Origin of the sequence: Sphingomonas koreensis (genome assembly GCF_002797435.1) — a bacterium.
Classification (GTDB): domain Bacteria; phylum Pseudomonadota; class Alphaproteobacteria; order Sphingomonadales; family Sphingomonadaceae; genus Sphingomonas; species Sphingomonas koreensis.
In genome coordinates this window covers 3,380,036-3,401,752 of the sequence record NZ_PGEN01000001.1, presented here as the reverse complement: position 1 = coordinate 3,401,752, position 21,717 = coordinate 3,380,036, and the positions used below count along the sequence as shown (strand labels likewise).

General features: G+C 67.5%; 22 protein-coding genes and 1 riboswitch. Of the genes, 8 read left to right on the top strand and 14 right to left on the bottom strand.

Annotation, left to right across the window (positions count from 1 at the left end; genetic code table 11):
• Positions 1-11 precede the first annotated feature (11 nt).
• Complete coding sequence (gene rnr / locus BDW16_RS16145) at positions 12-2,318, bottom strand: ribonuclease R (protein ID WP_066573763.1); 2,307 nt, start codon at positions 2,316-2,318, stop codon at positions 12-14.
• Between the two features lie 54 nt (positions 2,319-2,372).
• On the opposite strand from rnr, the gene glpD reads away from it, so the two are divergent.
• Both glpD and BDW16_RS16135 read left to right on the top strand, forming a co-directional pair.
• Complete coding sequence (gene glpD, locus BDW16_RS16140; protein WP_066573758.1) at positions 2,373-3,506, top strand: glycerol-3-phosphate dehydrogenase; 1,134 nt, start codon at positions 2,373-2,375, stop codon at positions 3,504-3,506.
• Positions 3,507-3,649: 143 nt separating this feature from the next.
• Positions 3,650-3,829, top strand: coding sequence for a hypothetical protein (locus BDW16_RS16135; protein ID WP_066573755.1), 180 nt, complete (start codon positions 3,650-3,652; stop codon positions 3,827-3,829).
• 45 nt (positions 3,830-3,874) lie between these two features.
• On the opposite strand, the gene BDW16_RS16130 is transcribed toward BDW16_RS16135, so the two are convergent.
• On the bottom strand, positions 3,875-5,410 hold the full coding sequence (locus BDW16_RS16130) for an aminoacyl--tRNA ligase-related protein (protein WP_066573752.1): 1,536 nt from the start codon (positions 5,408-5,410) through the stop codon (positions 3,875-3,877).
• Positions 5,411-5,494: 84 nt separating this feature from the next.
• On the opposite strand from BDW16_RS16130, the gene BDW16_RS16125 reads away from it, so the two are divergent.
• Positions 5,495-6,397, top strand: coding sequence for a DMT family transporter (locus BDW16_RS16125; RefSeq protein WP_066573751.1), 903 nt, complete (start codon positions 5,495-5,497; stop codon positions 6,395-6,397).
• Here BDW16_RS16125 and BDW16_RS16120 read toward each other — a convergent pair.
• From BDW16_RS16120 to BDW16_RS16090, 8 genes are all read right to left on the bottom strand, one after another.
• On the bottom strand, positions 6,394-7,023 hold the full coding sequence (locus BDW16_RS16120; RefSeq protein ID WP_066573750.1) for a DUF938 domain-containing protein: 630 nt from the start codon (positions 7,021-7,023) through the stop codon (positions 6,394-6,396). The genes BDW16_RS16125 and BDW16_RS16120 overlap by 4 nt on opposite strands.
• Before the next feature lie 2 nt (positions 7,024-7,025).
• Positions 7,026-8,138 (bottom strand): serine hydrolase domain-containing protein, encoded by a 1,113-nt coding sequence (locus BDW16_RS16115; protein WP_066573747.1) that lies wholly within the window; start codon positions 8,136-8,138, stop codon positions 7,026-7,028.
• 58 nt (positions 8,139-8,196) lie between these two features.
• Positions 8,197-9,765, bottom strand: coding sequence for an aminomethyl-transferring glycine dehydrogenase subunit GcvPB (gene gcvPB / locus BDW16_RS16110; protein WP_066573745.1), 1,569 nt, complete (start codon positions 9,763-9,765; stop codon positions 8,197-8,199).
• Complete coding sequence (gcvPA, locus tag BDW16_RS16105) at positions 9,762-11,120, bottom strand: aminomethyl-transferring glycine dehydrogenase subunit GcvPA (RefSeq protein ID WP_066573743.1); 1,359 nt, start codon at positions 11,118-11,120, stop codon at positions 9,762-9,764. Before gcvPA ends, gcvPB begins: the two co-directional genes overlap by 4 nt.
• 3 nt (positions 11,121-11,123) lie before the next feature.
• Positions 11,124-11,450: a hypothetical protein gene (locus tag BDW16_RS21140; RefSeq protein ID WP_125958800.1), complete on the bottom strand. Its 327-nt coding sequence runs from the start codon at positions 11,448-11,450 to the stop codon at positions 11,124-11,126.
• An 89-nt stretch (positions 11,451-11,539) separates the two neighbouring features.
• Complete coding sequence (gene gcvH, locus BDW16_RS16100; protein ID WP_066573742.1) at positions 11,540-11,911, bottom strand: glycine cleavage system protein GcvH; 372 nt, start codon at positions 11,909-11,911, stop codon at positions 11,540-11,542.
• Positions 11,908-13,077, bottom strand: a complete 1,170-nt coding sequence (gene gcvT / locus BDW16_RS16095; RefSeq protein ID WP_083954168.1) for a glycine cleavage system aminomethyltransferase GcvT — start codon at positions 13,075-13,077, stop codon at positions 11,908-11,910. The genes gcvH and gcvT overlap by 4 nt, the downstream gene beginning before the upstream one ends.
• Before the next feature lie 169 nt (positions 13,078-13,246).
• Positions 13,247-13,340: riboswitch (glycine riboswitch) on the bottom strand.
• 153 nt (positions 13,341-13,493) lie between these two features.
• Complete coding sequence (locus BDW16_RS16090; protein WP_164513751.1) at positions 13,494-14,096, bottom strand: hypothetical protein; 603 nt, start codon at positions 14,094-14,096, stop codon at positions 13,494-13,496.
• Between the two features lie 148 nt (positions 14,097-14,244).
• On the opposite strand from BDW16_RS16090, the gene ispH reads away from it, so the two are divergent.
• The 3 genes from ispH to rnhA are packed head-to-tail and all read left to right on the top strand — an operon-like array spanning position 14,245 to position 16,613.
• Positions 14,245-15,210, top strand: a complete 966-nt coding sequence (gene ispH / locus BDW16_RS16085) for a 4-hydroxy-3-methylbut-2-enyl diphosphate reductase (protein ID WP_066573734.1) — start codon at positions 14,245-14,247, stop codon at positions 15,208-15,210.
• 3 nt (positions 15,211-15,213) lie between these two features.
• Positions 15,214-16,173 carry a homoserine kinase gene (gene thrB / locus BDW16_RS16080; protein ID WP_066573732.1) on the top strand — a complete coding sequence of 320 codons (960 nt, stop codon included), beginning with the start codon at positions 15,214-15,216 and terminating at the stop codon, positions 16,171-16,173.
• Positions 16,170-16,613, top strand: coding sequence for a ribonuclease HI (rnhA, locus tag BDW16_RS16075; protein ID WP_066573730.1), 444 nt, complete (start codon positions 16,170-16,172; stop codon positions 16,611-16,613). The genes thrB and rnhA overlap by 4 nt, the downstream gene beginning before the upstream one ends.
• Here rnhA and BDW16_RS16070 read toward each other — a convergent pair.
• Positions 16,610-17,536: a LysR substrate-binding domain-containing protein gene (locus BDW16_RS16070; protein ID WP_066573728.1), complete on the bottom strand. Its 927-nt coding sequence runs from the start codon at positions 17,534-17,536 to the stop codon at positions 16,610-16,612. The genes rnhA and BDW16_RS16070 overlap by 4 nt on opposite strands.
• Before the next feature lie 114 nt (positions 17,537-17,650).
• Between BDW16_RS16070 and BDW16_RS16065 the strand changes: the two genes are divergently transcribed.
• Together BDW16_RS16065 and BDW16_RS16060 are read left to right on the top strand one after the other, a co-directional pair.
• A complete protein-coding gene (locus BDW16_RS16065) occupies positions 17,651-18,517 on the top strand; it encodes a pirin family protein (RefSeq protein ID WP_066573725.1) in 867 nt (288 codons plus the stop codon).
• Positions 18,518-18,656: 139 nt separating this feature from the next.
• Positions 18,657-19,337 carry a hydrolase gene (locus BDW16_RS16060; protein ID WP_066573722.1) on the top strand — a complete coding sequence of 227 codons (681 nt, stop codon included), beginning with the start codon at positions 18,657-18,659 and terminating at the stop codon, positions 19,335-19,337.
• A 107-nt stretch (positions 19,338-19,444) separates the two neighbouring features.
• Here the strand turns inward: BDW16_RS16060 and BDW16_RS16055 are convergent, their stop codons facing one another.
• Genes BDW16_RS16055 through BDW16_RS16045 form a run of 3 tightly spaced genes read right to left on the bottom strand, consistent with a single transcriptional unit; the run spans position 19,445 to position 21,715 of the window.
• Entirely contained in the window at positions 19,445-19,618 is a 174-nt protein-coding gene (locus BDW16_RS16055; protein ID WP_075153369.1) for a YegP family protein, read from the bottom strand.
• 52 nt (positions 19,619-19,670) lie between these two features.
• Positions 19,671-20,774 carry an NAD(P)/FAD-dependent oxidoreductase gene (locus BDW16_RS16050; protein ID WP_066573714.1) on the bottom strand — a complete coding sequence of 368 codons (1,104 nt, stop codon included), beginning with the start codon at positions 20,772-20,774 and terminating at the stop codon, positions 19,671-19,673.
• Positions 20,771-21,715, bottom strand: coding sequence for an alpha/beta fold hydrolase (locus tag BDW16_RS16045; protein WP_066573711.1), 945 nt, complete (start codon positions 21,713-21,715; stop codon positions 20,771-20,773). The genes BDW16_RS16050 and BDW16_RS16045 overlap by 4 nt, the downstream gene beginning before the upstream one ends.
• Positions 21,716-21,717: the final 2 nt, after the last annotated feature.

The window sequence follows — 21,717 nt, the reverse complement described above, 5'->3', positions numbered from 1 at the left end:
TCCAGTCCCGCTTATCGCTTCTTGCCCTGATGCTTGATGTTCGCCGGCCGCCCGCGACGCTTGAGCGCGCGCGGCGGCCCCGGCTTGCGCGGCCGCTCGGGCCGCGGCCCGGACCCGCTGCCTTTGCCGTCGGGCAATTCGAAGCGCAGCGCGCCGGATACCGGGTTGGCTTCGACCAGTCTTAGCGGCAGCCGCTGCCCAAGGCAGAATTCCTCACCGGTCTCCTCGCCCACCAGCTTCTGCGCCGCCTCGTCATAGCGGAAATATTCGCGCCCCAGGTCACGTGCCGGCACCAGCCCGTCGCCACCGACGCCGTCGACCGTGGCGAAGAAGCCGAAATTCTGCACCCCGGTGATCCGCGCCTCCATCACCTCGCCGACATGCGCCGACAGATACGCGGCGACATAGCGGTCGACCGTCTCGCGCTCGGCCTCCATCGCCCGCCGCTCGAGCTGACTGATGACCTCGCCGGTCTTCGCCATTTCGGCATCGGTGGGCAGTTCGCCGCCCGGCCCAAGCTTGTTCGATTCGACCAGCGCGCGGTGCACGACCAGATCGGCATAACGCCGGATCGGCGAGGTGAAGTGCGCATAGCTGCCCAGCGCGAGGCCGAAATGCCCCGCATTCTGCGGCCCGTAATAGGCCTGGGTCTGGGTGCGCAGCACCTGGATCATCACCTCTTCGCGGAACTCGGCCTCGGCCACGCGCGCGATGACATGGTTGAACGTGCCCGGACGGATCACCTGCCCCAGCGCGAACTCGACCTCCAGCGTCTTCAGATACTCCTTGAGCGCGACCAGCTTCTCGCGGCTCGGCGGCTCGTGGACACGGTACATCACCGGCGCCTTGCGCGCTTCCAGCGCCTTGGCGGCCGCGACGTTGGCGGCGATCATGTAATCCTCGATCAGCTTGTGCGCGTCGAGCCGCTCGCGCGGCGCGACCGAGAGGATGCGCCCCTTCTCGTCGAGCATGATCCGCCGTTCGGGAAGGTCGAGGTCCAATGGCTCGCGCTTCTCGCGCGCCTTGTTGAGCGCGCGCCAGCACGCCCAGAGCGGCCGCAGCGTCGAATCGACCAGCGCCGGATCGACTCCGGCCAGTTCCTCCGCGGGCATCCCGCACGGCGAAGAGGTGACGTCCGCCTTCTCGCCCGCCGCATCGATCGCCGCCTGCGCGTCCTCATAGGCGATGTTCGCCGCGAGCCGCACCACCGCCCGCGTGAAGCGCCAGCCCTTGATCTCGCCCTTGTCCGAAATCTGCAGGTGGCACGCCATCGCCGCGCGATCGACGCCCTGCTTCAGCGAACACACATCCGCCGACAGGATTTCGGGCAGCATCGGCACGACGCGGTCGGGGAAATAGACCGAATTGCCCCGCTTGCGCGCCTCGCGGTCGAGCAGCGATCCGGGACGGACATAGAAGCTGACGTCCGCAATCGCGACGATCGCCTTCCACCCGCCCTCGTTCTTGGGATCGTCGTCGGGCGCCGCCCAAACCGCGTCGTCATGGTCGCGCGCGTCGGAGGGATCGATCGCCACGATCGGGATATGGCGCAGATCCTCGCGCCCCTTGCCCAGATCCTGCTTCGCGACCCGCTCGGCTTCCGCAAGCAGTTCCTCCGAGAACACGTTCGGGATGCTGTGCTTGTGGATCGCGATCAGGCTGAAGCTGCGCGGGGCGAACGGATCGCCCAGCACTTCGGTCACCTTGGCGAAGATGCGCGGACCGCGCCCGCTCTTCTCCGCCATGACCAGATCGCCCGGCTCGGCGCCGTTACGCTCGGAGATGACGAAGCTGTTGCGCTCCTTCTTCTCCAAGCCGTGGAGATAGAGCCGTCCGCCCTCCTCCTTGACGACGCCCAGCACCGCTTCCTCGCCGCGGGCGAGCTTCTTCATCGGATGCGCGATCAGCCCGCTTCCGGCTTCTTCGGTCCGCGCCAGGATGCGGTCGCCCACGGCCAGCGCGCCATGCTTGCCGCGTTCGCGCACGCGCAGCCGCGGCACGGGGACGCCCTCGGCCTCCCAGCGTTCGGGCACCGCCCAGACGGTATCGCCATCGGCGTCGGTCACGCGCAGCACGGTGACCTTGGGTACGCCGCCCATCTTGTGGAAGGCGCGGCCGGGCGCGCTGTCGATCAGGCCTTCGTCGGCCATGTCGCGCAGCAGCGCCTTGAGCGTGATCTTCTCCTGCCCCGCCAGCCCGAAGGCGCGCGCAATCTCGCGCTTGCCCGCGGGCTGATCGGAAGAGGTAATGAAATCGAGAATCTGTTGCCGCGTCGGCATGCCGGGCGCGGGCTTCTTTGCTTTGCTCTGTTTTGCCATTGGCCCTGAATATAGGGACTGTGCGCCCGATTCCCAACCGAATAGGCTGCTGGCGTGACCTACGACCTTCTCATCGCCGGCGGCGGCATCAACGGCTGCGCGATCGCACGCGAGGCCTCGCTGCTCGGCCTGTCGGTGCTGCTGGTCGAGAAGGACGATCTCGCCGCGCACACCTCCTCCGCCTCCAGCAAGCTGATCCATGGCGGGCTGCGCTACCTCGAAACCTATGAGTTCCGTCTGGTGCGTGAAGCGCTGCACGAACGCGAGCGGATGCTCGCCGCCGCGCCGCACCTGATCCATCCGATGGCGTTCGTCCTGCCGCATGCGCACAGCGTCCGCCCCTGGTGGATGGTCCGCGCGGGCCTCTATCTCTACGATCTGCTCGGTCTCGGCTCGTCGCTGCCGCGCTCGCGCGCGCTGCGCCGCGACGATCCCCGACTCGCACCGATCGCTCACAATGTCGGCGGGTTTCTCTATTGGGATGCGCAGGTCGATGATGCCGCGCTGGTTCGTGCCAATGCCGCCGACGCCGTTGCCAATGGCGCGCAAGTCGAAACCGGAGTCGCCGTCACCGGGGCCGAACGCGGCGGCATGGGCTGGCATGTCTTCCTCAGCGACCGCCGCACCATCGACACCCGCGCCATCGTCAACGCAACCGGTCCGTGGGTGAAGGCCTTTCTCGACACGATCCGCATCCGCACCACCAGCGGCCTGCGCCTCATCAAGGGCAGCCACATCGTCGTGCCGGCTTTGTGGGAGGGCGATCACGCCTATATCCTGCAACAGCCCGACCGCCGCGTGGTGTTCGCGACGCCGTGGCGCGGCGGCACGATGATCGGCACCACCGACGTGCCGGTCGAGCGGCCCGAGGACGCCGGAATCACTTCGGCCGAGATCGACTATCTATGCGCCGCCGCGAACCGCTATTTCCGCCGGCAGATCGCTCCCGCCGATGTCACCGGCACCTGGTCGGGCATCCGGGCGCTGTACGACGACGGCAAGGACGAGGCGCGCACGATCACCCGCGACTATGTGCTCGAACTCGATACGAGCAGCGCGCCGATCCTGTCGGTGTTCGGCGGCAAGATCACCACTGCCCGCGCCCTTGGCGAGCACGCGCTGGCAAAGCTCGCCCCCGCGCTGGGCTTCACGGCCCGGCCGGTCACGCGCGACCGGCCGCTGCCCTGACGCCCCCCCTGCGGGCCCGGGTCGCGCGACCGCCGCCGTCGCGCGTGAACCTCGGTTGATCGCTCCACGCCGGTTTAGCTGGAACCCTTTCGTCGCCACATGCGCTTTAATTACCGTCACTTACGGCAATCAGGAGAAAGCGCATGAGCGTCGAAGGAAAGCTCAAGGAAGCCGCCGGCTTCGTGAAGGAAGAGCTGAATGAGCACGGCGAGTCGCCCGAAGCCCAGAAGCGCGCCCAGGAAGGTCGCGACCTGCGCAACGAAGGCCGGATCGAAGACGGCAAACCGCCCAAGACGTCCGAGCCGGGCACCGGAGCCAAATAGTCGAACACTGCCCCCGCCTCGCGCGGGGGCAGTCCTTTCAAGCTCTCAATAGGCGCGCGCGACCAGGATCCGCTCGACCGCCGGGCGGCCGGTGAACATGCAGGTCCCGTCCGCCGGCGCCGCGTCCAGCGGCACGTTGCGGAAGGTGAGCTTCAGCGCCTTGATCCGCTCGACCGCCTTGTCCAGCTCTTCGCCGGTCGGCTTCGCCCATTGCACCTCGACCCAGCCGGGATATTTGCCCGAGCCTTCGAAATGCGCCTTGAGCGCGTCGAAGCTGTCGACCCCGCGGACGATGTTGGCGTCCAGCTTGGTGCGCGCCTGGCTGTGCAGCGCGGTCTGGATCTCCTCCAGCAGCCCCGCCGCCTGCGCGACGAAATCGCCCTTGGCCAGGATCGCGCTGTCGAGCTTGCCGTCCTCGCGGTACAGCCGGTCGCGGCGGATCATCGAGACGTTGCCGCCCGCCATGTCGCGGCCGCCGACCTCGATCACCACCGGCGCGCCCTTCTTGACCCAGCCCCAGCGCTTGTTCGCCGCCTTGGCCGCGCGGGTGTCGAGCAGCACGCGCACCGGCTCGCCGAACGCGCTCTGCTTCACCAGCTCGGCCTTAAGCCCCTCGCAATAGTCGAGCAGCGCGGCATCCTCGTCGCTGTCACGCAGCATCGGCACGATCACCACCTGCCACGGCGCGAGCCGCGGCGGAACGCGCAGGCCGTCATCGTCGCCATGTACCATGATGATGCCGCCGATCATGCGCGTCGACATGCCCCAGCTGATCGTGTTGGCCAGTTCGAACTCGCCATTCGCATTCTGGAAGCGGATATTCTGCGCCGAGGCGAAATTGGTGCCCAGGAAATGGCTGGTGCCGGCCTGCAGCGCCTTGCCGTCCTGCATCATCGCCTCGATCGAGAAGGTCGCGACCGCGCCGGGGAAGCGCTCATTCTCCGGCTTCTCCCCCGCGATCACCGGCATCGCCGCGACGTCCTCGGCAAAGCTGCGATAGACTTCGAGGCCCACCATCGTCTGCTCGCGCGCCTGTTCGGCGCTGGCATAGGCGGCGTGCGCCTCCTGCCACAGGAATTCGGCGGTGCGCAGGAACATGCGCGTGCGCATCTCCCAACGCACCACGTTGGCCCATTGGTTCACTTGCACGGGCAGGTCGCGCCACGACTGTACCCAGCGCGAGAACGCCGTGCCGATCACCGTCTCCGACGTCGGGCGCACGACCAGCGGTTCCTCCAGCTTCGCCTCGGGATCGGGGGTCAGGCCGCCCTTGCCGTCGCCGACCAGCCGGTGGTGCGTGACCACCGCCATCTCCTTGGCGAAGCCGTCAACATGCTCGGCTTCCTTCTCGAAATAGGACAGCGGGATGAACAGCGGGAAATAGGCATTGTCATAGCCGACGCCCTTGATGCGGTCGTCGAGCAGGCGCTGTATCCGCTCCCAGATGCCGTAGCCCCATGGCCGCATGATCATGCAGCCGCGCACCCCCGACTCCTCGGCCAGATCGGCTTCCGAGATGACAGCCTGATACCAGGCGGCGAAGTCCGCTTCGCGGGTGACGTTCAGTGCGTGCTTGATCATGGGCGGCGGATAGCGTGTCGCGAACCGCGCGTCACCCCGCTTCGCCGCTTGCCCCCTGCCCGGCGCGCTCCTAGGCGGAAGCACATGTCATCGGATCGCATCATGCTCGGCCTCGGCCTGCGCCTGCTTGCGATCCTGATGCTCTCGACGATGGGCGCGCTGATCAAACTGGTCGAGACGCACGGCGCGCATCTGGTCGAGATCATGTTGTTCCGCCAGTTCTTCGCGATCCCCTTCGTCCTCGCCTGGGTGATGATGGGGCCGGGCCTCGCCTCGCTGAAGACGCGGCATTTCGGGCTTCATGTCAGCCGCTCGGCGGTGGGCCTCACCGGCATGGTGTTCAATTTCGGCTCGGTGCTGCTGCTCCCGCTCGCCGAAGCCACCACCTTCGGCTTCACCGTGCCGATCTTCGCCACGATCCTCGGCGCGCTGGTGCTCAAGGAGCGGACCGGCTGGCACCGCTGGGGCGCCGTGCTCGCGGGGTTCGTCGGCGTGCTGATCGTCACCCAGCCGGGCAGCGGGCACATCCCGCTCGGCGGCGCGCTCGTCGGCCTCACTGCCGCGCTGTTCGTCGCCATCGTCGCGATCCAGCTGCGGCAGATGGGCCGCACCGAAAGCCCGGCCACCACCGTCTTCTGGTTCTCGACCCTCTCCGTCCCGCCGCTCTTGATCGGCTACGCCTTCGTCGCCGCGCCGCACGACTGGCAGACCTTCGCGTTGCTGATCCTGATCGGCTTCGTCGGCGGCGCTGCCCAGCTCGCGCTCACCGCCTCGCTGCGCTTCGCCCCGGTCTCGGCGGTGGTGCCGATGGATTATTCCAGCCTGATCTGGGCGACGCTCTACGGCTATCTGCTGTTCGGCGTGCTCCCCGGCTCCTGGACCTGGGTCGGTGCGCCGATCATCATCGCCAGCGGCCTCTACATCGTCTGGCGCGAACGCCAGCGCGGCCTTCGCGCCACCCCGGTCGCGACCGACGAGAAGGCCTAACGGCGATAGACCAGCATGATGTTGTTCGCCGGCATCTCTGCCAGCCGCTCGAACGCCAGCCCGCGCTCCGCGGCGGCCGCAGTCACATCCGCGACATCGCGCAGTCCCCAGCGCGGATCGCGCGCCTTGAGCGAGGCATCGAACGCCGCGTTCGATGGCGCCGTCTCCACCTCCGCCCGGCGATAGGGGCCGTAGAGGATCAGCGGCGCGCCATCCGGCAACACCCGCGCCGCGCCTTCGACCAGCCCCAGCGTCGCTTCCCACGGGCTGATATGCACCATGTTGATGCACAGCAGCGCATCGGCGCGCTCGACGGGCCAGTCCGCAGCCGCCGCATCGATCGCGAGCGGCTCAGCGACGTTCGCCAGTCCGGCACACCACGACGCGATCGAAGTCAGTGCCGACGGCTCGGGATCGCTCGGTTGCCAGCGCAGCGCGGGGAAACGCCCGGCGAAATAGGCGCAATGCTCCCCGCTCCCGCTCGCCACTTCCAGGACCAGGCCCGCTTCCGGCAACACCTGTGCCAGCACCGCCGCGATCGCCTCGCGGTTACGCAGTGTCGCCGGGGCATGCTTGCGTGCCGCGCCTTTATCCTCGGCGGCGATCCATGGCGTCGGATCGGCCATGCTCAGTTCGCCGCAAACAGGTCGAGGAATTTGAGCGCCAGCGAACTCTTCTCGATCTCCGCCACCTGGGTGCGATTGCCCCAGTGCAGCCCGTCGGTGTTGCCCAGCGCCACCAAAGTCAGCCCCTTGCGCGGCACCTTGAGCAGGAACCCGGCATAGGCGTCGGGCCACCACCCGCCATGCCATACCAGCTGCTGCCCGCGCCAGTTCTGCGTCCACCAGCCATAGGCATATCCGGCGGGTTTGCCATCGGGATCGGTCGGCGGCGTCCACATCTTCGCGCGCAACGCCGGAGGCAGGATCCGCCCCTGATCGAGCGCCAGCGAATATTCGGCCAGGCTGCGCGCGCTCGCGATGATCCCGCTCGACGCGTTCATCTCGGGATTGGGCAACGGCGTCGGCGCCAGACTGTCCCACCCATTCTTGCCGCTGGTGAACGGCGGCGCGAGGTTGAGCAACGCAGCCCCGCCCTTGGGATCGCGCCAGCCCGCGGCGATATCCTTGAGGCCCGCCTTGTCGATCACATAAAGCCGCACCCAATGTTCCAGCGGCTTGCCGGTCTTCTCCTCGACCCAGTTGGCCAGTCGCCCGAACACCACCGGATTGTACATGAAGTTGCTGCCCGGCGTGCCCAGCACGCGCATCTGCAGCACCTGCCGAACGCTGATCTTCGCGGCGCAGTCGAGCTTGGGCGGGACATAGCCGTCTTCCAGCTTCACCCCGCCACCGAACATATTACCGCTCTTGGTCAGCCGGTCGCACCGCTCCTTCCAGTCGGAGAGGGTGGTGAATTCGTCGTCGAGGCGGATCACCTTGTCCGCGTCCATCTGCAACAGCGTCGCGCCGGTGAAGGTCTTGGTCATCGACGCAACGAGGTAGCTCGTATCGCCGGTCGCGCGCTCCTCGGCATCGTGATCCTGCCAGCCGACCCCCTCGGCCGCGACGATCCTGCCATCCTTGACGATGGCATAGGACAGGCTGAGCACCGCGCGCTCCTTGCGGAACGCGGTCGCGAACGCCTTGAACTCGGCGAGCTTCGCGGTGTCGTCAGCGGATTGTGCATGGGACGGCGCGGCAAACAGCAGCGCGGCGAAGGTCAGAACCCGGCGAATCATGCGACATCCCCCTGTTTCGCCCCAGACTAGGCGAAACAGGGGGCTTGTCATCCCGCGGTTACTCCGCGGCTTCGGCCTGCGCCGGCTCCTTCCACACCAGCACCGGCTTGCGCGCGGCCTGGGTTTCGTCGAGGCGACGGCGCGGCGCGAAGTGCGGCGCCGACTTGAGCGCGGCGTCACCCGCCTTGGCCCGTTCGGCGACCGAACGGAACGCGCCGATGAACTGGTCCAGCGCCGCCTTGCTCTCGGTCTCGGTCGGCTCGACCAGCATCGCGCCGTGCACCACCAGCGGGAAATAGACCGTCATCGGGTGGAAGCCCTCGTCGATCAGCCCCTTGGCGATGTCGAGCGTCGAGAAGCCCTCGGGCAGGCCCTTGTCGCTGAAGATCGCCTCATGCATGCACGGCCCGCTCTTGGCGAAGGGCGCGTCGAGCACGTCTTCCAGCGCGCGCAGCACATAGTTGGCGTTGAGCACCGAATCCTCGGCAACCTGACGCAAGCCATCCGCGCCGTGCGACAGGATGTATGTCAGCGCGCGCGTGAACATGCCCATCTGGCCGTGGAACGAAACCATCCGGCCGAAGCTCTCGGCATGGTGCGTGCCCGCCGTCTCTTCCTCGATCAGCACGAAACGGTCGCCCTGCTTCTCGACGAAGGGCAGCGGCGCGTAGGGCGCCAGCGCCGCCGACAGCACCACCGGCCCCGAGCCCGGCCCGCCACCGCCATGCGGGGTCGAGAAGGTCTTGTGCAGGTTGATGTGCATCGCGTCGATGCCAAGGTCGCCCGGGCGCACCCGGCCGACGATCGCGTTGAAGTTGGCGCCGTCGCAATAGACGTACCCGCCCGCTTCATGCACCGCGTCGCTGATCGCCTTCATGTCCGGTTCGAACAGGCCACAGGTGTTCGGGTTGGTGATCATCACCCCCGCCACGTCCGGCCCCAGCCGCGCCTTGAGCGCTTCGAGGTCGACGCGCCCGGCCTCGGTCGCGGGGATATCCTCGACGGTGAAGCCGGCGAACGCCGCGGTCGCCGGGTTGGTGCCGTGCGCGCTCTCCGGCACCAGCAGCACCTTGCGTGCCTGCTCGCCCTTGGCGTCGAGCGCCGCGCGGATCGCCAGCACGCCGCACAGCTCGCCATGCGCGCCCGCCTTGGGCGACATCGCCACCGAATGCATGCCGGTCAGCGTCACCAGCCAGTGCGCGAGCTGGTGGATCACCTCGAACGCGCCCTGCACGGTATCGACCGGCTGGAGCGGGTGGACGTCGGCGAAGCCGGGAAGCCGCGCCATCCGCTCGTTGAGGCGCGGATTGTGCTTCATCGTGCAAGACCCAAGCGGGAACAGGCCCAGGTCGATCGCATAATTCTGACGGCTCAGGCGCGTGTAATGGCGCACCGCCTCCGGCTCGGACAGACCGGGCAGGCCGATATCCTTGTTGCGCGCAAGGCCGCCGATCCGCGACGCCGCCTTGGGCGCCTCGGCGAAGTCGACGCCGGTGGTGTCGAGCGAGCCGATCTCGAAGATCAGCGCCTCGTCGAGCATCAGCGCACGGTTGCCGGTGAAGGTCGCGTCATCGCTGCGCGCGCCGGCGTTCATCTCGGGACGCCATCCGGACTGGTTGATGCTCATGCCAGCGCCTCCTCAAGCGCGGCGGCAAGCGTCTCGACGTCCTCCGCGGTGGTGGTTTCGGTGACCGCGACGACCAGGCCGTTCTCCAACGCCCCCTCGCCCGGATAGAGGCGGCCCAGCGACACGCCGGCGAGGATGCCCTTGTCGGCCAGCTCGCGCACGATCGGGCGCGCTTCCTTGGAGAGCTTCAGCGTAAACTCGTTGAAGAAGACCGGCGTGACCAGCTCGACCCCCGGCACCTTGGCCAGACGGTCCGCCGCGGCGCTCGCGCCGGCATGGTTGAGCGCGGCGAGCTGCCGCAGCCCCTTCTCGCCCAGCAGGGTCATGTGGATCGACCAGGCGAGCGCACACAGCACCGAGCTGGTGCAGATGTTCGACGTCGCCTTTTCGCGGCGGATATGCTGCTCGCGGGTCGAAAGCGTCAGCACGAAGCCGCGCTTGCCTTCGGCATCCACCGTCTCGCCGGTGAGGCGGCCCGGCATCTGGCGGACATATTTCTCCTTGCAGCCGAACAGGCCGACATAAGGCCCGCCGAACTGCAGGCCGACGCCGATCGACTGGCCCTCGCCAACGACGATGTCCGCGCCCATCTCGCCCGGCGACCGAATCGCGCCCAGCGCCACCGGCTCGGTGACGACCGCGACCAGCAGCGCCTTCTTCGCCTGGCACGCGGCGGCGAGATCGGAGAGGTCGGAAATGCGGCCGAGAATATCGGGATACTGGACGACGACGCACGACGTCTCGTCGTCGATCATGCCGATCAGCGCGTCGGTGTCCGGCTCGGCGGTCAGCTCGGGGATGGCGGTCACCAGCGTGTCGCCGGTGTATTTCGCCATCGTGTTGGCGACCGAGACGTAGTGCGGGTGCAGGCCGCCCGACAGGATCGCCTTGCCGCGCTTGGTGATGCGCCGCGCCATGCCGATCGCCTCCCAGCACGCGGTCGAGCCGTCATACATCGACGCGTTGGCGACGTCGGTGCCCAGCAGGCGCGCGACCTGAGTCTGGAACTCGAACATCACCTGCAGCGTGCCCTGCGCGATCTCGGGCTGGTAGGGCGTGTAGGCGGTCAGGAACTCGCCGCGCTGGATGATGTGGTCGACGCTCGCCGGCACATGGTGGCGATACGCGCCGCAACCGAGGAAGAACGGCGCTTCCCCCGCCGACAGGTTCTTGCGCGCCAGCGCGGCCATGTGCCGCTCGACCGCCAGTTCGCTGGCATGCGGCGGCAGCCCCGCGATCGGGCCGCTCAGACGGGCGCTCTCGGGCACATCGACGAACAGGTCGTCGATCGCCGCCGCGCCGACCGCGGCGAGCATCGCCTGCCGGTCGTTGGGAGTCAGGGGAAGATAGCGCATCAATTATCCTTTGGGGGCAGGACGCAGAGTGGTGATGGAAATTGGCGTGATATCGGGCGCCCGGTCGGTGCAGCGGATGTTTCTGGATCGACAGTGCGAGCTGAGAACACCTTTAAGGACGACTTCCTTGCCTTGATTCTCGGTCAGGCTCGCCTCGACCAGGGTCTCTGCGGCGATCGAGAGGCGCGGCCCATCCGGCCATTCCTGCCCCCGTTTCACTGGCACAGGAAAGATGGAACAGCTGAGGTCGCCGCAGGGGTCGGCCAGCCAACCACGAACGCTGACCGTCCGCCCGTTCCACGAGCCGATATTCGCGTCGGCATCCGCCACTGTTGTCGCCGCGTCAGGCCGCGGGGCTTCCGCCCCACATGCGCCGAGACACAACAACGCCACAGCAAAGGATGCCTTTCGCGCCACCGCTAGAGCTTGCTGACGAAGTCCTGATACTTGCCCTCGTCCATCAGGCCGTCGAGCTCGCTGGTGTCGGACAGGGTCATCTTGAAGAACCAGCCCTCACCCTCCGGGTCCTCGTTCACCAGCGCCGGCTCGTCCGCCAGAGCGGGGTTGCCCTCGACGATCGTGCCCGAAACCGGGGCATAGACGTCGCTCGCCGCCTTGACGCTCTCGACCACCGCGGCGTCGTCGCCCTTGCTCACCTGCTTGCCCTCATCGGGCACCTCGACGAACACGATGTCGCCGAGCTGGCTCTGGGCGTAATCGGTGATGCCGACGGTCGCGATCTCGCCGTCGAGCTCGATCCACTCATGATCTTCGGTGAAATAACGGCTCATTTGGGTCCTCCCTCACGGACGTAATTGTGCGGGACGAAGGGCATGGGAACCACTTCGCCATGGTGAATCTTGCCGCGCTGGCTCAGCGTCACGCGAGTGCCGACCTCGGCCATCGCGGTCGGGACATAGGCCATCGCAATGGGCTTCTGCACGGTCGGGGCAAAGCCGCCGCTGGTGACGCGGCCGACCTCATTGCCTTCGTCGTCCAGCACCAGCGCGCCCTCGCGCACCGGCTGGCGCCCCTCGACGATCAGGCCCACCCGGCGCTGGATCGCGCCCTGCTCGCGCTCGAGCAGGATGCGCTCGGCGCCGGGGAAGTTCGCTTCCTCGCGCCGGCGCTTGCTCGCGACCGCGAAATTGAGCGCCGCCATGATCGGCGTCGTCTCGGTGTCGAGGTCATGGCCGTAGAGCGGCAGGTCGGCTTCGAGCCGCAGCGAATCGCGCGCGCCAAGGCCGATCGGCTTGACCTCGGGCTGCGCGGTCAGCGCGCCCGCCAGCGCCGCGGCCTTGTCCGCCTCGACAGAGATCTCGAACCCGTCCTCGCCGGTATAGCCCGAACGGCTGATCCACAGGCTGGTGCCGTTCCAGTCGAACCGGCCGCCGCGCATGAAGATCAGGCCCTCGACGCCCGGCACCAGACGGCTCAGCGCATCGACCGCCTTCGGCCCCTGCAGCGCGAGCAGCGCGTGCTCGTCCATGTGGTTGATCTCGATCTCGTCGGGCAGATGCTCGCGCAGATGCGCGATATCGTCCCATTTGCACGCGCCGTTGACGACCATGTACAGGCCGGCCGCGCCCGGATGGGCGCCATTGTCGGCGTCCCAGCGCGTGAACATCAGGTCGTCCAGGATCCCACCATTCTGCGCGAGCAGCAGCGAGTATTTCTGCCCATTGACCTTCACGCCCGCGACATCCGCCGGGATCAGCGCCTCGAGCGCGGCGTCGAGGCCGTCGCCCGACAGGAACAGCTGGCCCATGTGGGAGACATCGAACAGGCCGGCGCTCTCGCGCACCCACAGATGCTCGGCCATGATGCCTTCATACTGGACCGGCATCTCATAGCCCGCGAACGGCACCATCCGGCCGCCCTTGGCGCGGTGCCAGGCGTCGAGCGGAAGCAGCGCCAGTTCTTCGACGATCTCGGGTTCTTGCGTGGCGTCGCTCATGTCCATCTCCAAAGGAATCGACGGAATCGCCGCAAGATGCGGCCATTCACCGTCGCCCCCTCTGTCACGGAACCTGAGAGCTTTCGCCTGCCTCCGCCACCTTCTGGCAACGGACAGGCTTACCCCTTCGGTGGCCCGGACCTTCGCCCGCGCGCTTTCCAGAGTGTCGTGGCCCCGCGCGGTCCTGGGTGCCTGAGAGATTCCGGGGCGGTTGCTCCTTCGGCGGAGGTGTTTGACCACCCCTGCTCTCCCGCGCGTGCCTTCAACGGCTGCCCGCTGACGACGGCCCCCGTCTGATCGGGCGCAACGACGGAGTCAATCACTAACGATCGTCACCCCCAGCGAAAGCTGGGGTCTGCTGCCACAAGCTCGCGCCTGGAGGTCGAGGACCCCAGCTTTCGCTGGGGTGACGCCCCTCAGCGCGTCGCGTTGTACTTGAGCTGCTCGTCGGTCAGCTGGAAGCCGACCAGCGCCTCGAACGTCGCGCGCAGCACTGCCTGGCGCACCTCGGGGCGTGCGAGCGGATCGACCGCGGCAGTCTCGTCGCCGGCCTTGCGCTTGGCCAGGATCTGCTTGCGGATATCCTCGGGCAGCGTCGCTGCCGAGCGCGAGACGATGGCATAGCCGGTCGCCGTCGCCGACGCACGGCTCTGGCCCTCGGCGAAGTTCAACGTCACCTGCCCCAGCCGCTTCGACACGACCGAGCTGCCGCCCTGCACCACCGCGACATAATAGGGCAGCGTCACCTGACGCGCCTCGCTGCCGAACCGGCGGCTTCCCAACACCTCGAAGCTGATCGTGGTCTGGATGTTCTCCGCCGCATCGTCGCAAACCGAGGTGACGTTGGTCATCACCGCCGTCACGTCGATCGCATTGGCGTCGCGGCTGGTCGGCGAGTTGAACAGGGTGACGTCCCCGGTATGCGCCGCCACGCCCACGCGCGGACAGGCCGAACGGACCTGGGTGATGCCACCCTCGGCGATATCGCCGGTCTTGGCACATCCTGCGAGCGCCAACATCGTCGTCGCGACAAGAGCAAGTTTGCGGATACGCAAGGGGACACCTTTCCTGAAACCTTGATATGCCGCCTTCGCTTTGGAAACCGGCGCGGCCCGTCATAGGAACCGCCTTTCGCCCGCGCAAGCAATCGCGTAGAGCCCCCTCAACATGAGCGATGCAATCAACTCCGGCGAAAAGCCCGTCCTTGAACTGCTGATCGCTGCCCCGCGCGGGTTCTGCGCCGGCGTCGATCGTGCCATCCAGATCGTCGAACGCGCGATCGAGAAACATGGCGCTCCCGTCTATGTCCGGCACGAGATCGTCCACAACAAGTTCGTCGTGGATTCGCTCAAGGCCAAGGGCGCGGTGTTCGTGGATGAGCTGAACGAAGTGCCCGACGGCGTCCCCGTCGTCTTCTCCGCCCATGGCGTTCCCAAGTCGGTCCCGGCCGAAGCGCAGGATCGCGGCCTTTCCTATCTCGACGCCACCTGCCCCCTGGTTTCGAAGGTCCATCGCCAGGCCGAACGGCTGGTCGCGGCCAATCGCCACATCCTGTTCATCGGCCATGCCCGCCACCCCGAGGTGATCGGCACCTTCGGCCAGGTGCCCGATGGCTGCATGACGCTGATCGAGACCGAGGCGGATGCCGAGGCGCTGACGGTCGAGGATCCCGAGAACCTCGCCTTCCTCACCCAGACCACGCTCTCGGTCGACGATACCGCCTCGATCCTGTCAATTCTCCAGCGGCGTTTCCCCAATATCGTCGCGCCAAAGGCCGACGATATCTGCTACGCTACCTCGAACCGCCAGGCCGCGGTCCGCGCGATCGCGCAGTCGTGCGATCTGGTGCTGGTGATCGGCGCGCCCAACTCATCCAACTCGTTGCGGCTGGTCGAGGTGGCGGAGCGCGAGGGGACCGACGCCAAGCTGATCCAGCGCGCCGACGATCTCGATTTCGACTGGCTGCGCGGCATCGGCACGCTCGGCATCACCGCGGGCGCCTCGGCCCCCGAGCTGCTCGTCCGCGAAGTGATCGACAAGCTCGCCACCCGTTTCGAGGTGACCAAGCGCGAGGTCGAAACGGCGCAGGAAACCATCGTCTTCAAGCTGCCCCGCGATCTCGAAGCGGCCTGAACCATGGCAGTCTATACGCAGGTCTCGGCGGAAGCGCTCGCCGGCTTCCTCGCCCGCTATGATGTCGGCGAGCTGGTCTCGGCCAAGGGCATCGCCGAAGGGGTCGAGAACAGCAACTATCTCGTCGAAACGACGCGCGACCGCTTCATCCTGACGCTCTACGAAAAGCGCGTCGAGGCCGCCGACCTGCCCTATTTCATGGGCCTGCTCGATCATCTCGCCGCCAAGGGCCTGCCCGTCCCGCCCGCGATCAAGGATCGGGGCGGCGTCGAGATTCAGGAGCTCAACGGCCGACCCGCCTGCCTCATCAAGTTCCTGTCGGGCATCTCGCTCTCGCACCCCACCCCGGCCCAGGCGCGTGCCGCCGGCGAGGCGATGGCGCAGATGCACCGCGCCGTCGCCGATTTCCCGCTCGACCGGCCCAATTCCATGGGGGTCGACACCTGGCAGCCGCTGTTCGAGAAATGCGGCCACAGCCTCGACCAGATCGTCCCCGGCCTCTACGACGACTTGGGCTTCGCGATCGCGCGCGTCGTGCCCGCCTGGACCCGAAACGATTTCGATCGCTGCGCGATCCATGCCGATCTCTTTCCGGACAATGTCCTGATGCGCGGCGATCAGGTGACGGGTCTGATCGACTTCTATTTCGCCTGCACCGACATCCGCGTCTACGACCTCGCGGTCATGCACAGCGCGTGGAGCTTCGACGCGCATGGCCGCAACTACGACCCGGCCGTCGGCGACGCGCTGATCGCGGGCTACGAGGCCAGCTTCCCGCTCACCGAAGTCGAGCGCGCCGCATTCCCGACACTGGCGGCGGGCGCCTGTATCCGCTTCTCGCTGTCGCGCGCGTGGGACTGGCTCAATACCCCGGCCGATGCGCTGGTGATGCGCAAGGACCCGCTCGCCTATGTCCGCCGGCTCAAGCACTACGCCCCCGATCTGGTGAAGCACGTCGCATGATCGCCGAGATGCCGCTGGTCGAGATCGCCACCGATGGCGCGTGCAAGGGCAATCCCGGCCGCGGCGGCTGGGGCGTGGTGCTGCGCATGGGCACGACCGAGAAGGAGCTTTCGGGCGGCGAGCCGCACACCACCAACAACCGCATGGAGCTGATGGCCGCGATCCAGGGGCTGAACGCGCTCAAGAAGCCGTGCCGGGTCAAGCTCTCGACCGACAGCCGCTACGTCATGGACGGCCTGACCAAGTGGATCAAAGGCTGGCAGCGCAACGGCTGGAAGACTGCGGACAAGAAACCGGTCAAGAACGCCGATCTTTGGCAGCAGCTGCTCGACGCCGCCAAGCCGCACCGGATCGAGTGGATCTGGGTCAAGGGCCATGCCGGCCACCCCGACAATGAACGCGCCGACGGGCTGGCAAGCGACGCGGCGCTGCGGGCCTAGCAGTCGGCACCCGTTTCCGGAATCCGCCTCCGCTGCTCCCCGCATTCGTCGGCCAGGAAATCGAGCAGCGCCCGCACCGACGGCAGCAGCCCACGCCGTGACGGGAATACGGCATGGACGATCTCGTTTGCCGGTCGCCAGTCGGGCAGCACCGTCGCCAGTCGCCCGCTCTGCAGATCGTCCCAGACGACCAGCGTCGGAAGCCGGACTGCGCCGGCACCCGCAATCGCGGCAGCACGCAGTGCCGCCATATCGTCGGTTACGAGCCGCGGCTGGTGACCGACTTCGGCGACGCTGCCATCGGCATGCGTCAGGCGCCAGCGATGCTGTCCGCCCGCCGGGCCGAAATCGAGGCTCGGCAACCCGCCGAGATCGGCCGGCACGGCGATGCTGCGGGTCCGCAGCAAGTCCGGGCTGGCGACGATCCGGATCGTGCGCTCGTCGAAGCGGCGCATGACCAGTTCGCTCTCGGTGAGCGGCGGCGGGCGGACGCGGATCGCGAGATCGAACCCCTCGCCGATCACATCGACGCGGCGGTTGGTGCTTTCGACGTGCAGCTCGACGTCGGGGTGGAGCGCCATGAAGCGCCCGAACAAGTCCCCGAACTGGAAGGCGATCAGGCCAGTCGGGCAGCTCAACCGGATGATGCCGCGGGGCGTCGCGCGGGACTGGTCGATCGCCATCTGCGCGGCTTCCGCCTCGATCAGCATGGCGACGCAATGGCGATGATATTCGCGGCCGATCTCGGTGACGGAGAAGCGGCGGGTCGATCGCTGGATCAGCCTGACGCCCAGCCGCTCCTCGAGCAGCCCGATGCGCCGGCTGAGCTTCGACTTCTGCATCCCCAGCGCCCGCGCCGCCGCGGCGAAACCGCCATGATCGACCGCCTGGACGAAGAGATAGAGGTCGTTGAGATCCTGCATCGTCCTATTGATAGGACGCTGAGTCCATTTTCACAATCTTCTGCGCGGATTGGTGCATGGCTATTGTGTTCGCCAACAGTTGCCGTTCCCTATGGAAGGCATGGGAGACAGAAGATGAAGACGATCCTCGGCACCTACAGCAACCCCAACCAGCACTGGGTCGGCGACGGCTTTCCGGTTCGTTCGCTCTTTTCGTACAACAGCCTGGGCGGGCAGGTGAGCCCGTTCCTGCTGCTCGACTATGCGGGGCCCTATAATTTCGCGCCGACCACCGATCGGCGCGGCGTCGGCCAGCATCCGCATCGCGGGTTCGAAACGGTCACGATCGTCTATGACGGCGAGGTCGAGCACAAGGATTCGGCCGGAAACGGCGGCATCATTGGCCCCGGCGACGTCCAGTGGATGACCGCCGCGGGCGGGATCCTGCACGAGGAGTATCACTCCTCCGCGTTCGGCAAGACCGGCGGCCCGTTCCGGATGGTCCAGCTCTGGGTGAACCTGCCCGCCAAGGACAAGATGGCTCCGGGCGGCTATCAGGGCATCACCGCGGCGGACATCCCCACCGTCGAGCTGCCCGGCGGCGCCGGCCTCGGCCGGGTGATCGCGGGCGAGCTGCTCGGCGCGAAGGGCCCCGCGCGGACCTTCACCCCGATCAATGTCTGGGACGTCCGCCTGAACCGCGATGCCGACCTGACGCTCGACCTGCCCGAGAGACATACCGCGATGCTCGTGGTGCTCGGCGGCCATGTCACCGTCAACGGCAGCGAAACCGCGCGCGAGGCGGAAATGATGCTGCTCAGCCGTGACGGCGACGGCGTCCGGATCCATGCGGACGGCGACGCGATGGTCCTCGTCCTCACCGGCGAGCCGATCGACGAGCCGATCGCGGGCTACGGCCCCTTCGTGATGAACACCGAAGCCGAGATCCGTCAGGCGATCGACGACTTCAACAGCGGCAGGTTCGCGACCGCCGCGGCCTGACGCGGACCCGGCTCCTCTCTTTCCCCAAGGGAGCCGGGTCCCCCTTTCCTATTGGCCCATTGACGGCGGCAGCGCGCCCCGCCGCAACGGCAGTCCCTGCCGAACCCTGGCGCGCATCCGAAGCAAATGGAGAAGCCTCATGCCCGCCCCCGCAAATTTCGACGGCGGTCGCCCGGTGATCGATCCCGATGACGCCATCATGCTGCTGATCGATCATCAGAGCGGCCTGTTCCAGACCGTCGCCGACATGCCGATGCCAGTGCTGCGCAATCATGCCGCCGCGCTCGCGAAAATGGCGACGCTCGCCAACATGCCCGTGATCACCACCGCATCGGTGCCGCAGGGTCCGAACGGCCCGCTGATCCCCGAGATTCACGAGAACGCCCCGCATGCCCGCTATGTCGCGCGCAAGGGCGAGATCAACGCCTGGGACAATCCCGATTTCGTCGCCGCAGTGAAGGCGACCGGCCGCAAGACGCTGATCGTCGCCGGCACCATCACCAGCGTCTGCATGGCTTTCCCGGCGATCAGCGCGGTACAGGACGGCTACCGGGTGTTCGCGGTCGTCGATGCCTCGGGCACCTACTCGAAGATGGCGCAGGAGATCACGCTGGCGCGCGTCGTCCAGGCAGGCGTGGTGCCGATGGATACCGTCGCCGTGGCGTCGGAACTCCAGCGTACCTGGCATCGCGACGACGCCGCCGACTGGGCGCAGGTCTATACGAAGATCTTCCCGCCCTATCAGCTGCTGATCGAAAGCTACGCCAAGGCGCAGCAGGTCGCGACCGATCGCGAACCGCTCGATTCGCAGCGCGACTGAAGAAGCCGCAAGCAAGGACCGCTCCGGAAGCCTCGGTCCCCGGAGCGGTCTCTATGCAGACAGGTCTGAACCGCACGCCGTCGCGCGAGCATGCGGAATGAAAGCGCTCAGCCTTCCTCGACCGGCGCACCCGGGCCGTTCTTCAGGATCGATTCGATCGCGTTCTTGGCCGATGCCTTGCTGGTATAGCCTTCGGTCCAGAAGATGATTTCGCTGTTGTATTTGAACTTGGCGACATACTCGCCGGCCTTGTTCTGCTCGATCACGAACTTGTGCGCCATCCGGGCCTCCATCGTTGCGGCCCACGAACGATAGCCATTCCGCGCGGCGCGTCTAGTCGCGGAATCGCCGGATCGAATAGGTTGCGGGATCGATCTGCGCGATGGACGGATCCGGCGCGGTACCGAGCAGCATCGACGCCGCCAGCGCCGAAGCCGCGGGTGAGGTCTGGATGCCGAAACCGCCCTGCCCGGCGCACCAGAACAGCCCCGGCACCAGCGGGTCGAAGCCATAGACCGGCTTGCGATCGGGGGCGAAGCTGCGCAGCCCCGCCCATTTGCGCTCGACTGCCTCGATCCGCCAGTCGACGGCGCTCTGCAGCTTGTCGATCGCGATCGCGACGTCGAGCTCATCGGGCGCCGCATCGCACGGGATGCTCGGAATCTCGTCGTGGGGAGAGAGCCACAGCCGCCCCGCCTCGGGCTTGAAGTAGAACCGGTCGCGCGCGTCGGTCACCAGCGGCAGCGCTGCCGTCGCCGGGGGATCGACGCGCAGCTGGACCATCGTCCGGCGCAGCGGCGTCACCCCGATCGCCGAAGCCCCAGCCAGTTGCGCCACCGGATCGGCCCAGGCCCCCGCCGCGTTGACCAGCACATCGCCCTCGAACATGCCCGCGCGTGTTTCGACCCGCCAATGCCCTTCGCGCTTCGCCCGGGTCACGTTGGCGGAACAGACCAGCTCCGCGCCGCCACGCCGCGCCAGAGCGAGCCAGGCCGCGTGCAACCGCGCGACGTCGATGTCGGAACAGGTCGGGTCCCACAGGCCCTCGCTCCATTCGGGGCGCAGGCCGGGACAGCGCGTCGCCGGGTCGGTTTCGGTCAGCGTCACTCCCGCCGCCGCGAACGTCTCCGCGAATCCGTCCAGCACCTGCCGGTCGGCGCGCGCGGCGATGAACAGCTGCCCGCGCGGCGTCAGGAAGCTCTCGCCGCCCATCTCCGCTGGCGGATCGATCAGGAACGGGTGCGATGCGATCGACAGCGGCTGGATGTCCGGCCCGCCATAGGTTTCGGACCAGAAGGCGGCCGAGCGGCCGGTGGCGTGATAGCCCGGCTGCGTCTCCGCCTCGATCATCAGCACGCGCGCATGGGGGGAGACCCGCGCGGCAAGGCTGGCGCCGGCGATCCCGGCGCCGATGATCACGATGTCGTACCGGCTCATTTCCTCGGCGCGTACGCCTCCAGAAAGCCGTCGATTTCACTGATGGCGCGATCGCGCACGGAATCGATCTCCCGCAGAATCTCGTGCGCGCTTTCGTTGCCGAAGCGCACGACGCGCGCATCGGGGAGTTTGGCGAGCATGGCAAGCCCTGCCTTCGCATCGACGAGCCCGTCCGCCTCCGCGACCAGCGCGAGCAGCGGCACGTTCATCGCGGCCAGCGCCGGGCTGTCGCGCAGCTCGCGGGTCGATCGGAACGCCTCGATCAGCCATGTCCAGCTGGGCGGACCGGTGACGTTGGCGGGGTTCGCCTGCTGCCACCACAATTCGTCCTGATAGCGGTCGCGGTCATGGGTCAGCAGCGATTGCCGCGACTCGATCGTATAGGGCCGCTCATTCGCCTTCCATGCGGCGCGGGCCGGATTGCCGAGACTGCCCATCAGCCGCGCGAACCGCTCGCCGACCGCGGCGAGGCCGAGCGGCGACTTGAGGCCCAGCATCGGCGCGACCAGCACCGCCGCGTCGGGCCTGATCGCCCGCTCGACCAGTGCGCGCAGCACCAGATGCCCGCCCATCGAATGCCCCATCACGACGTGCGGGCCGGGCGTCGATGCCTGCCATTCGCGCGCGAAGCTGCGATAGTCGGCGATATAGTCGGCGAAATCCCGGATATGGCCGCTCGTCGCGCCGTCGATGCGGCCCGATCCGCTCTGCCCGCGCCAGTCGAACCAGGCGATGTTCCAGCCCTGCGCCTGCCAGTGCGCCAGCGTTTCCAGATACTTCTCGACGACATCGCCGCGGCCGCCCTGGAACAGGATCGATCCGCGTGGCGCCCCCGGGGCTGGCCAGTCGAACCGCCGCAACGGCCAACCGTCCTCTGCATGCCAGACCCCGATTGCGGCCCCTGCCGGGATCGCCCGGCGATCGAATGGTGAAGACGCCATTT

What these genes read in the sequence shown, in the direction of transcription:
- rnr (WP_066573763.1), bottom strand. Translation starts at nt 2,318, where the DNA reads ATGGCAAAACAGAGCAAAGCAAAGAAGCCCGCGCCCGGCATGCCGACG.
- BDW16_RS16135 (WP_066573755.1), top strand. Translation starts at nt 3,650, where the DNA reads ATGAGCGTCGAAGGAAAGCTCAAGGAAGCCGCCGGCTTCGTGAAGGAA.
- BDW16_RS16130 (WP_066573752.1), bottom strand. Translation starts at nt 5,410, where the DNA reads ATGATCAAGCACGCACTGAACGTCACCCGCGAAGCGGACTTCGCCGCC.
- BDW16_RS16125 (WP_066573751.1), top strand. Translation starts at nt 5,495, where the DNA reads ATGTCATCGGATCGCATCATGCTCGGCCTCGGCCTGCGCCTGCTTGCG.
- BDW16_RS16120 (WP_066573750.1), bottom strand. Translation starts at nt 7,023, where the DNA reads ATGGCCGATCCGACGCCATGGATCGCCGCCGAGGATAAAGGCGCGGCA.
- BDW16_RS16115 (WP_066573747.1), bottom strand. Translation starts at nt 8,138, where the DNA reads ATGATTCGCCGGGTTCTGACCTTCGCCGCGCTGCTGTTTGCCGCGCCG.
- gcvPB (WP_066573745.1), bottom strand. Translation starts at nt 9,765, where the DNA reads ATGAGCATCAACCAGTCCGGATGGCGTCCCGAGATGAACGCCGGCGCG.
- gcvPA (WP_066573743.1), bottom strand. Translation starts at nt 11,120, where the DNA reads ATGCGCTATCTTCCCCTGACTCCCAACGACCGGCAGGCGATGCTCGCC.
- gcvH (WP_066573742.1), bottom strand. Translation starts at nt 11,911, where the DNA reads ATGAGCCGTTATTTCACCGAAGATCATGAGTGGATCGAGCTCGACGGC.
- gcvT (WP_083954168.1), bottom strand. Translation starts at nt 13,077, where the DNA reads ATGAGCGACGCCACGCAAGAACCCGAGATCGTCGAAGAACTGGCGCTG.
- BDW16_RS16090 (WP_164513751.1), bottom strand. Translation starts at nt 14,096, where the DNA reads ATGTTGGCGCTCGCAGGATGTGCCAAGACCGGCGATATCGCCGAGGGT.
- ispH (WP_066573734.1), top strand. Translation starts at nt 14,245, where the DNA reads ATGAGCGATGCAATCAACTCCGGCGAAAAGCCCGTCCTTGAACTGCTG.
- thrB (WP_066573732.1), top strand. Translation starts at nt 15,214, where the DNA reads ATGGCAGTCTATACGCAGGTCTCGGCGGAAGCGCTCGCCGGCTTCCTC.
- rnhA (WP_066573730.1), top strand. Translation starts at nt 16,170, where the DNA reads ATGATCGCCGAGATGCCGCTGGTCGAGATCGCCACCGATGGCGCGTGC.
- BDW16_RS16070 (WP_066573728.1), bottom strand. Translation starts at nt 17,536, where the DNA reads ATGCAGGATCTCAACGACCTCTATCTCTTCGTCCAGGCGGTCGATCAT.
- BDW16_RS16065 (WP_066573725.1), top strand. Translation starts at nt 17,651, where the DNA reads ATGAAGACGATCCTCGGCACCTACAGCAACCCCAACCAGCACTGGGTC.
- BDW16_RS16060 (WP_066573722.1), top strand. Translation starts at nt 18,657, where the DNA reads ATGCCCGCCCCCGCAAATTTCGACGGCGGTCGCCCGGTGATCGATCCC.
- BDW16_RS16055 (WP_075153369.1), bottom strand. Translation starts at nt 19,618, where the DNA reads ATGGCGCACAAGTTCGTGATCGAGCAGAACAAGGCCGGCGAGTATGTC.
- BDW16_RS16050 (WP_066573714.1), bottom strand. Translation starts at nt 20,774, where the DNA reads ATGAGCCGGTACGACATCGTGATCATCGGCGCCGGGATCGCCGGCGCC.
- BDW16_RS16045 (WP_066573711.1), bottom strand. Translation starts at nt 21,715, where the DNA reads ATGGCGTCTTCACCATTCGATCGCCGGGCGATCCCGGCAGGGGCCGCA.